Source organism: Bradyrhizobium sp., from assembly GCF_049581145.1.
Classification (GTDB): Bacteria; Pseudomonadota; Alphaproteobacteria; order Rhizobiales; family Xanthobacteraceae; genus Bradyrhizobium.
The window spans coordinates 1-9,790 of record NZ_JBAURI010001191.1 but is presented as its reverse complement, the minus strand read 5'-3'; the positions used below and the strand labels follow the sequence as shown (position 1 = coordinate 9,790).

Sequence of the window (9,790 nt, the reverse complement as noted above, 5' to 3'; positions counted from 1 at the left end):
GGAGGTGACGCTGGCCTACTGGTTTTCCGGGAATTTCGTCGGCGGTCCGGATCTTTTCGGCGGCAGCCCCCATGTCTGGAGTTCGTCGGCTGTCCAGCGTAGCGAGACGATCTTCCTCCCCGGCCCGGCGCTTCGAAAAATGACCATGGAGTCCGGCCCGATCGCGGTTGCGCTGCTCGATGCGCTTTCCTTCAAGGCAAAGTGCTACTGCGCGATGGCCCAGATGATGGGAACGCGTTCCGCATCGGATCGGCTGCAGCGGCTGCTGGTATTCCTGGCAACCGTGTACGGTTTGAAGGGCGACGACGGAATTCTGGTCGCTGCATCCTTCACGCACGCGGAATTGGCGGCCTTGATCGGATCCACCCGGCAATGGGTGACGATCCAGTTCGCAAAACTGCAGCGAGGCGGCGTGCTGCGTTACAATCGCGGCATTATCCTCATTCTCAATCTGCGGGCGCTGGAACAATCTGACCTGGCATGACCCGTCGACCCGCTAGGCGCTGGCCAATGCAATTCGGTCGGCGGCACCTGCCGTTCGGCTCTCGAATCGGCTTGCGACCGCACCGATCCGGCCATCGTGCCAGGCCGGACCGAGCAACGTCACACCCATCGGGACACCGCACGACAACACCGCGTTCGGCACCGACACGGCACACAGATCCAGCAGATTGGCCGAGTGGGTATAGTAGCCGATCTGGGTGTTGAGCTCGACGGGCCTTTCGTTCATGGCTTCGATCGTGAATGGCCGGGGCGCCGTGGGAAGCATCACCGTCGTCACGTTGTCGAACAGGTCTTCGGTCTGCCGTCGCAGTTCGGCAAGCCGTCGCATGCCGGTAAACACGCTCGCACCCGAATAATTGTCGGCGGCGCTCAACACCTGGGCGATCACGTCGAGCACGGAGTCCGGATGGTGCGTGACAAAGGACTCCAGCGAAGCTTTCCGTTCCGCAATCCATGGTCCGTTGAAGAGCATTCGTCCGGCCTCCAGGAAGGGCTCCAGGTCGATCTGGAGGGGCATTCCGCCGACTTGTTGCAACCGGTCGCACGCCTGTTCGTAGCGCTCGACGCACTCGGTCATGCCAAAGCATTCGACCTGATTCGGTCGCAGGCGGCCGAAGTAGAACTGCGGCGGCAGATCGTCGGGGATTGCCGGCGCGACCGGCCGTCGCCCGAACGGGTCGCGCGGATCGAAGCCGTCGATGATGTTCAGGATGCGCGTGCCGTCATTCACCGTGTTGGCAAAGACCGAGACACAATCGAGCGATGGACAGTTCGGTACCAGCCCCCGCGTGGAAATGCGCCCCACGGTCGGCTTGATCCCGACCACGCCATTGAAGCCGGCCGGAATGCGTCCGGAGCCGCCGGTATCCGTGCCGAGTGCGATCGACACATGTCCGGCCGCGACGACGACAGCGGAGCCGGAGCTCGATCCGCCGGATACGTAGCCGGCGTTGCCGACCGAGGCGCAGGCGCCATAGGGAGACCGGGTTCCGGACAGGCCTGTCGCGAATTGATCGAGGTTGGTCTTGCCGATGCAGATCGCGCCGGCCTCGAGCAGCAGTTCGACGCTTCGCGCGGATTGCCCGGGCACGGTGGTGAAGTCCGGACAGGCGGCCGTCGTGGGCATGTCGGCGACGTGAATGTTGTCCTTGACTCCGAACGGCACGCCGAACAGCGGCAGATGTTCACCGGCCTTGCGCCGCTGCTCCAGCCGTGCCGCGGCACGTTGCAGACGGTCGCTGTTTTCCAGGTAGATCCATGCGTTCGCGCCGCTGCCCGAGGCGATGCGCTGGCCGACGATGTCGATCACGTCGAATGGCGTGGCGCCTTGCTGATAATGACGACGAAGCGAGTCGAGCGACATATCGATGACGTCAGAGCCGGCCATTCATTCCTCCAGAGCCGATCACGGCCGTGTACCGGAATGGTCGTCGAACTCGCGCACCGGCACAAGCAAGCAATTGCACATGCCCGGACAGCCTGATTCCAGGCAACTTGAACGCGCAGGCCAACGCGCCGCCGGCACGCCCTCGGCTTGGTCTCCACATGTGAGGGCAACGTCGACGGCTGGATGCGGGTTTATGCGGCAGCTTCGGGCGCGCGGCAATTTATTGCTTTGCTCCCGGAGCCGATCGCTGGCTCATGTTCCTCATCAGTTCGGCCGATTTGGTCGATCAGCGTCTTCACCGAGGGGCATTAGGCTGCGTTGGCACGACGTTTGCTGACCTCGATTGAGGCTACCTTGTCGGAACACGAAATACGCCCAGCACGATGGTTGGCGCAGAGTACTACGTTGTGGAGGGTCAAGGTTTGAAGTCCGAGCTTGCCGATCTGCTGCAGGATTACATTACCGAGCAGCGCTGGATTTCGATCCTGCGTGAGCTCGTTCCGGCAGGACAACCGGCATCCGAGAATCCACTCGACCCGGATATGCCGCCCGGCCGTGAGGAGGGCATCGCGCGCATCGTTGCAGCGCGGCTCGCCGATTACGGTCTTGCAATCGAAACGCCGACCAAGCGCGAAGGCCGGCCAAACGTCATCGGAACGTTGAAGGGCAGCGATGCCGATCCAAAGGTTCTCATCCTCAACGATCATCTCGATACCTATCCCGCCGGCGATCCGGCGCAATGGACTAAGACCGCCGGCGAGCCCTATCGCACAACGAGAGATGGCGATTTCGTATATGCGCGCGGAACATCCGATACGCGCGGAAATCTGGCATGCACGCTGTTGGCCGTGGAGGCGCTGCAACGCGCCGGCGTCAAGCTGCGCGGTACCATCAAATGCGTCTATACCGTCGACGAAGAGAAGGACGGTCCGGACGGCTCGATCTTCCTGCTCGACGAGTATGGCTTGCGCTGCGACTACGAGATCACCTGCGAGCCCACCGGCTGGACCAGGCCCGATGGCAGCTGGGGCATGGACATCGCCGTCGCCAATTCGGGCCATTTCCTGATCGAGATCGAAACACGGGGTTCGAAGACACACATCTGGCGACCGGACACCGGTGTGAATGCGGTCTCCGAAATGGCGGCGCTGATCTCGGCGCTGGAAACCATGGCTTTCAGCTTCACGCCGGCAAAACTGCCCGGCGGCACGCCGCCCTTGCTGACGCCGGTCCGTATCGGCGGCGGCGTGCCCGGCGAAATGCAATTCACGCCCGATTGCTGCAAGGCGGTCTTCGCCGCCGTCGGGCTCCTCCCCGGCATGACCGAAGCCAGTGTGCTCGCCGACATCGACGCGGTCGCTCAATCTTTTGCCGGACAGCGGTCCAATCTAGCCGTCAAGGTCGCGCGGTTTCCGGGCGCATTGTTCGTGTCCGGAACCTGCGAACAGGATGGCAATGCCGAGCCCGCGGCGTCACTGACGCGCGCCTACCGCAAGGTCCTGGCCGAGAGTCCGCGCTATTACCGCAAGAACGCGTTCAACGACACCATCCGCTTTTCCGAGCGAGGCTTTGCCGCCGTCACCTTCGGCCCGGGTGAGGACGGCTGGCCTCCGGTGAACGAGTACATCCGGGTCAAGAAGTCGATCGCGGCGACACGGATCCTGGCGCTCACCATCGTCGACCTGCTCGGGGTCGCCGCATGAAGTCCGCCGTCAAGTCGTTTAACCCGGTCACCGCTCCGAGGAGAGCCTGATGAAACATGTCCTTCGATTGATCTCGGCGACGCTCGTGCTTGCATTGATGTCCGCCGCGGCGCTCGCCGAGCCGGCGACGCTGCGGCTGGGCTATCAGACCGGCGACATCAATACGCAGACGATGTATGCGAATGCGATGCATCTATTCGACGACGCCGGTCTCAAGGTCGAACTGATCGCTTTCCCCGCCGGCCCTGCGATGCTGCCCGCGCTTGCTGCCGCGCAGATCGACCTGGCCTGGATGGGCGAATTCCCCATCGTCACAGGTTATGCCAACGGCATGCCGATCGAGATGATCCTGATCGATCGTATCAACACCACCAATGTTCGCCTCGTCGCCTCGCCCGCCTCGGGCATCAATTCGCTTGCCGATCTGAAAGGCAAGAAAATCGCCGTCACGATCGGCTCGACCAGCCACCAGCATATCGCCCGCGCCTTGAAGATGGCCGGCCTCAAGCAGGAAGACGTCACGCTGGTCAATCTGCAGCCCGGCAACATGCCGGCAGCCTATGCGGCCGGACAAGTCGATGCGGCGTTCACCTGGGAGCCGAATATCAGCATCATCGAAAACTCGGGCGGCAAAGTGATCGCCACCACCAAGTCGCTCGGCGACATCACCGGCGTGATGCTGGCGGCGCGCTCCGAATTCACCAAGGAACATCCCGAACTGGTGCAGAAATTCCTGGCAGCCTGGGAAAAGTCGATGCAAGCCGCCGTCGCCAAGCCCGACGACGTCCGTCAGTATGAGGCCAAGCGGCTTGGCATCACGGTTCCCGAGTTCAGCGCGATGCTGACGCGCATGAGCGCCGAGTATCCGGACTACAAGGCCCAGCTGACACAGGATTTTCTCGGCGTTCCCGGCCAGGAGTCGAGCGCTCGAATGATGATCCACCTCAAGGACATCGGCGATTTCCTGCTGGCCGAAAAACGCATCAACGCATTACCGACCGATTGGTCCAAGATCATCAACACCCAGCCGCTGCAGGCCTATCTGGCGGCAAAAAAGAGCTGATCATGCCGGCGCCGTTCGGCGGGACTCGAAGGTCGAGAGCCATCCAGAAAAATGCTTTACACGCCGGTGCGACAGTCGAGCCCAACGGAGCCAATAGGGATGCAAAGGCCCGTCCTCAAATTTGAAGACGTCGGATTTGCATATGACGGCAGGGATGTCCTCAAACAGGTATCCCTGTCGGTCGGACGCGGCGAATTGATCGCGCTGCTCGGGCCGTCGGGCTGCGGCAAGACCACCATTCTCAACATCATCGCCGGCTTTCTCGATCCGACCTCCGGCTGCGCCTTCATCGATGACAGGCTGATCGACGGACCGGGCCCCGACCGCGGCGTCGTGTTCCAGTCCTACGCGCTGTTCGATTGGATGACCGTCCGCGACAATATCGCCTTCAGCCTGCGCTGCAGCGGTCAGCCGCGCAAGACCCGCTCGCAGGTTGCGGACAGGATGGCGGATCTCGTCGGCCTGCGCGGCTTCGAGGACGCGTACCCCTATCAACTCTCGGGCGGCATGCGGCAACGCTGCGGTCTCGCCCGCGTGCTGGCGGCCAATCCGAAAGTGATGCTGATGGACGAGCCGTTCGCCGCAGTCGACGTCCAGACCCGCGAGACGCTGCAGGAGGAAATTCTCAACATCAAGGCGGAGACCGGCTGCACGATTGTGTTCGTGACTCACAGCATCGACGAAGCGGTGTTCCTCGCTGACCGGGTGCTGGTCCTCACCAACCTCGCCGAAGGGCACTACATCGATCTGCCGATCGATTTGCCGCTGCCGCGATCGTCTCCGGCCAATCGCCTGCATCCGAGCTTCCTGGCCTTGCGCGAGAAGATCTACATCGAGATGCGAGAACGGCACGGCAGGTCGCCGGTATCCGGATTGCGGGAGGCAGGCCAATGAAACGGGCCGATGTGGTGCGGGAGCGGCGGCGCTATTGGCTCATATCGGCGCTGTCGCCGCTCGCCATCCTTGGAATATGGGTGCTCAGCGTCAAATATGGCTGGATCCGCAGCGTGCTGCTGCCGTCGCCCGCCATGGTGGTCGCCAGCCTGGTGGACATGTTCGAGAATGGCTATTCGAGTATCAGCATCTACAGCCATATCGGCATCAGCCTGGCGCGGGTCGGCACCGCCTATGTGCTCGGCAGCGTGCTGGGGACCTGTGTCGGGATATTGCGCGGACGCGTGCGCACGGTCGATGCCATCCTTGTCGTGCCGGCTGAAATCCTGCGGCCGATCCCGCCACTTGGATTGATCCCGCTGTTCATTCTGTGGTTCGGAATAGGCGAGGTCTCGAAAGTCGTGCTGATCCTCATGGTGGTGTTCCTGATCATGATGGTCAGTGCCCAGGCCGGGGCATCAAGTTCGCCGCCGGACCCGATCCGCGCCGCGCAAACGCTGGGCGCCAGCCGATTTCAGATTTTTCGCTTCGTGATTTTCCCTTCGGCGCTGCCGCAGATCATGACCGGCCTCCGCGTGGCGATGGGATCCGCGCTCTCGGTGCTGGTCGCGTCCGAACTGCTCGGCGGCGATCGCGGGCTCGGATTCGTCGTTCTCGACGCCAGCAACTTCTTTCGAACGTCCTACGTATTCGCCGGTGTGGTCATCATCGGCGTGATCGGCCTCCTCAGCGACCGCGGCCTCGCCTGGGCCACGCGGCGGATCGTGCACTGGCAGGGCGGACGGTGACGCGCCCCGCGCTCACTGCTTCACCAGCACGTCCGCGATGATCTGGCCGATCACCTTGGCCGCAAGCACCACGTCATCGATCGATACGCTCTCATTGGCGTTCATGGCCGAGAGGCCGTTGCCCGGGCTGAACATGACGACGGGAATGCCGGCGAGGCTGCGGATCCAGGACGCATCCGTGCCGGCGTCCTTGACCCCGATTTCGGGCCGTCGTCCCACCACCTTTTCGAACGCGCCGGCGGCGATGGTTACGATCGGCTCGCCTTCGTCCAGCATGTAACCGGGCCACCAGATCAGCTCCGCCACCGCGGCGTCGAGCTTCGGATACTGTCCTCGCAGGCCCTCGATCACGCCCTCGATTTCCGCGATGGCCTGCTCCTTGGTCTCGCCGGGGATGAGACGCCGGTCGACGCCGATCCGGCACCAATTGGGAACCATGTTGGGCACGGTACCGCCTTCGATGGTGCCGACGTTGAGCGAGGGGCGCCCCATGCGTGGATGATGACGGTGGCCGAGCCTGTCGGCGAGGTCCTGCAGGCCGGCAACGATCCGCGCCATGTCGCCGATTGCATTGTGTCCGAGCCAGGGGCGGGCGCCATGGGTAGCCTTTCCGACGGTGGTGATCTCAAGACCGATTCGGGCCTTGGTGGCGATCTCGATCCGCAATGTGGTCGGCTCGGCGACCACGGCGAGGTCGGCCTTGAGGTAGCCGTTGCGCGCCAAAAGCTGCATGCCCAGTTTGCCGCCGGTCTCCTCGTCGCAGGTGAAGATCGCGACCAGTTTGCCGGCGATCGGCAGGCCGATGGCGCGCGCCGCGCGCACCGCAATCAGCAGGGTGGTCAGTCCCGACTTGGTATCGATGGTTCCGCGACCGTGGACATGACCGTCGGCCACGATGGCGTCGAACGGCGGATAGCGCCAATTCTCCAGCGGACCCGGCGGGACGATGTCGAGATGATCGTTCAGCAACAGCGTCGGACCGGGACGACCGGATTCCCAGGTCGCGATGACATTGGGCCGGCCGGGCTCGGCCTCGACGATCTCGACGACCAGCCCCATGTCGCGGCAATATCCGGCCACGAAGGCGCCGATCTCGGCCTCCCCGCCGGTGATGCTTGGAAATCGCACAAGTGTCCGCAGCAAACTGACCGCGTCGTTGCGGGCGTCTTCGATTTCCGACATCAATGCGAGGTGGGCAGCCAATGGGCACCTGTTGTACAACGATCTCTGATTCAGATGACATGTCGCCCCGGGACGGACCAGCAATTAGTTGCTCCTCAGTCCGTCCCGCACCCCGGCCCGAGACAGCCGCTCTCGCATGAGGATGCCTCGCTCGGCCTTGCGCCGAGTGCAGTTATTTCACCGTGAATCGTCGCCGCGCTCCAGCCTTTGTCCGAACGTGATCTCCACGCCAACACGGGCGTTTGCCGCGACGAAAGACGCCGGGAAAACAGCGAGCAAACACGCGGAGAAAAACCCGGAGAAAAACCGGGAGAAAAACCCTTGGCCCCTGTTCCGGATCATGCTGTAGGATAGGCCGTCACGACCACAGGACCGCGTCCATGCAGCAGCCATTCGACCGCACCGCCGAGGATCTTGGCAATTCGATCCATCTCGAACACGTCAACGTGCAGGTGCCCGACCAGCGTCTGGCGACATTGTTCTATGTCGCAGGCCTCGGGCTGACCCGCGATCCCTATCTGATGGTGTCCGACAGCAACATGTGGATCAACGTCGGCCGAAGCCAGTTTCATTTGCCGAGCGGCAAGGCACAGGTGCTGCGTGGCCATATCGGCATCGTCATGGCGGGCCGCGCCGCCCTGCTCGATCGGCTCGCCTCCGTCGCCAACAAGCTCGCGGGCAGCGCCTTCGCGTTCAGCGAGCGCAACGACCATGTCGAGGCGATCTGCCCGTGGGGCAATCGCGTGCGCTGCTACGAGCCGGATGCGGCGCGGTTCGGGCGTATCACGCTCGGCATCCCCTATGTCGAGTTCGAGGTGCCCACCGGGACCGCGCGAGGCATTTCCACCTTCTATCCAGAGATCATGGGCATCCAGGCCGAGTTCAAGAACGGCGACGGGACCATGGCGCGCGCCAAGATGGGAAAGCACCAGTATCTGCAATTCCGCGAGACCGAACGGCCGCAGCCGGACTATGACGGCCACCATGTCCAGATGTATATCACCGACTTCTCAGGTCCCTACCGCCGATTGTCGGAACGCGGCCTGATCTCCAGCGAGGACAATCAATACCAATACCGCTTCTGCGACATCGTCGATCCCTCGAGCGGCCGTCACCTGTTCACGGTCGAGCACGAGGTGCGCAGCGCCACCCACCCGATGTACCTGCGCCCGCTGCTCAACCGCAATCCGGCGCAGACCAACCGCACCTATGCGGCCGGCCATGACGAATGGCGCTGGGCCATGGAGCCTGACCAGTACGACGGACCATAGCGACGGCGGTGACGCGGGTTCGCTTGAAGCGACAGAGCGGCGTTCGACACAATCTGTGAGCGCTTCTGACCGCCCCCCAACTCCAGCCAAGTCTTCAGCGCGGCCTGCCGCCGAAATCTCGGGAGGGCCCAGCGACAAGCTGGCTGTCGCGTTGAGATTGTTCTACAGCGATGCGGCATGAAATATTTCCTCGATGAGCCGGCCTGCAGCCGCTGGGCCAGATACGCCGTTGCGGCGCTTCCCCTCGTCTATCTGATCGTGGCTCTGCTCTATTCGGCCGAGTCGGCGCCCTGGGGCCGCCAGGTCGATCCCGAGTCCGCCTACGCGATGAACGGCATTGCGTGGGCGGCGGGCTACGGCATGATGAAGACCGATCATCCCGGCACGACGACGATCCTGCTGGGCGGCCTCATCATCAAGTCGTGGGCATTTCTCAGCGGCCGCCAGGATACCGTCGAATTCGGGCTGAAGAATTATGATGCGGTGATCTACGCGGTGCGCGCCGCCGAGGCGTTGATCCTCACCTCCGCGATGCTGTGCGGTGGCATCATCGTCAGGAACGCGACACGGAGTGCGATCGCGGCCATGCTGTTTCAGGTGGCCCCCTTCGTGCACGCGGAAGCGCTGCATTTCGCGGTGATGCTGATTCCGGAAAGCCTGATGGTGTCGTGCGCCATCATCGGCATGGCACTCGTCATCAAGGCCGCGCTCGACGAGCATCCGCCGACCGGCGGCCTTGGCGCGGGTCTGGGCCTGGTGTTCGCTCTGGGCTTCTCGTCCAAATATCTGTTCGCGCCGTTCATATTTTTTTGCGCAGCTCTGCTGAGGAACCGGCGGGCGCTTGCCATCGCCATCCTGGTCGGCGCATTTTCGTTCTTCATCTTCAATCGGGTCCTCAGTCCGCATGTCTTTACCGGCGGATTTCACTGGTTGCTGGCCCTGGCAACCCACAAGGGCGTCTACGGCGGTGGCGACCCGGGCTTCATCGACTTCAATGT

9 protein-coding genes are annotated in these 9,790 nt (G+C 63.0%); 7 read left to right on the top strand and 2 right to left on the bottom strand.

The window, feature by feature from the left end; all coding sequences use genetic code 11:
- Positions 1–484 (top strand): Crp/Fnr family transcriptional regulator (locus WCB02_RS37910; RefSeq protein ID WP_423967153.1); only part of this gene is annotated, 484 nt, incomplete at its 5' end.
- Positions 485–496: 12 nt separating this feature from the next.
- On the opposite strand, the gene atzF is transcribed toward WCB02_RS37910, so the two are convergent.
- Positions 497–1,891, bottom strand: a complete 1,395-nt coding sequence (atzF, locus tag WCB02_RS37905; protein ID WP_423967151.1) for an allophanate hydrolase — start codon at positions 1,889–1,891, stop codon at positions 497–499.
- Positions 1,892–2,313: 422 nt separating this feature from the next.
- Between atzF and WCB02_RS37900 the strand changes: the two genes are divergently transcribed.
- The 4 genes from WCB02_RS37900 (at position 2,314) to WCB02_RS37885 (ending at position 6,339) form a co-directional block, all read left to right on the top strand.
- Complete coding sequence (locus tag WCB02_RS37900; protein ID WP_423967149.1) at positions 2,314–3,594, top strand: M20 family metallopeptidase; 1,281 nt, start codon at positions 2,314–2,316, stop codon at positions 3,592–3,594.
- Positions 3,595–3,643: 49 nt separating this feature from the next.
- A complete protein-coding gene (locus tag WCB02_RS37895) occupies positions 3,644–4,657 on the top strand; it encodes an aliphatic sulfonate ABC transporter substrate-binding protein (RefSeq protein ID WP_423967146.1) in 1,014 nt (337 codons plus the stop codon).
- A 99-nt stretch (positions 4,658–4,756) separates the two neighbouring features.
- Positions 4,757–5,551: an ABC transporter ATP-binding protein gene (locus tag WCB02_RS37890; RefSeq protein ID WP_423967143.1), complete on the top strand. Its 795-nt coding sequence runs from the start codon at positions 4,757–4,759 to the stop codon at positions 5,549–5,551.
- Positions 5,548–6,339 carry an ABC transporter permease gene (locus WCB02_RS37885; protein WP_423967141.1) on the top strand — a complete coding sequence of 264 codons (792 nt, stop codon included), beginning with the start codon at positions 5,548–5,550 and terminating at the stop codon, positions 6,337–6,339. Before WCB02_RS37890 ends, WCB02_RS37885 begins: the two co-directional genes overlap by 4 nt.
- A 12-nt stretch (positions 6,340–6,351) precedes the next feature.
- On the opposite strand, the gene WCB02_RS37880 is transcribed toward WCB02_RS37885, so the two are convergent.
- Entirely contained in the window at positions 6,352–7,542 is a 1,191-nt protein-coding gene (locus WCB02_RS37880; protein WP_423967139.1) for a M20 family metallopeptidase, read from the bottom strand.
- Between the two features lie 359 nt (positions 7,543–7,901).
- On the opposite strand from WCB02_RS37880, the gene WCB02_RS37875 reads away from it, so the two are divergent.
- Positions 7,902–8,792 carry a hypothetical protein gene (locus WCB02_RS37875; RefSeq protein ID WP_423967137.1) on the top strand — a complete coding sequence of 297 codons (891 nt, stop codon included), beginning with the start codon at positions 7,902–7,904 and terminating at the stop codon, positions 8,790–8,792.
- Between the two features lie 177 nt (positions 8,793–8,969).
- On the top strand, positions 8,970–9,790 hold an 821-nt coding region (locus tag WCB02_RS37870), incomplete at its 3' end, for a hypothetical protein (protein WP_423967135.1).

Coding starts and splice junctions, on each gene's coding strand:
- atzF (WP_423967151.1), bottom strand. CDS start 1,891: ATGGCCGGCTCTGACGTCATCGATATGTCGCTCGACTCGCTTCGTCGT.
- WCB02_RS37895 (WP_423967146.1), top strand. CDS start 3,644: ATGAAACATGTCCTTCGATTGATCTCGGCGACGCTCGTGCTTGCATTG.
- WCB02_RS37890 (WP_423967143.1), top strand. CDS start 4,757: ATGCAAAGGCCCGTCCTCAAATTTGAAGACGTCGGATTTGCATATGAC.
- WCB02_RS37885 (WP_423967141.1), top strand. CDS start 5,548: ATGAAACGGGCCGATGTGGTGCGGGAGCGGCGGCGCTATTGGCTCATA.
- WCB02_RS37875 (WP_423967137.1), top strand. CDS start 7,902: ATGCAGCAGCCATTCGACCGCACCGCCGAGGATCTTGGCAATTCGATC.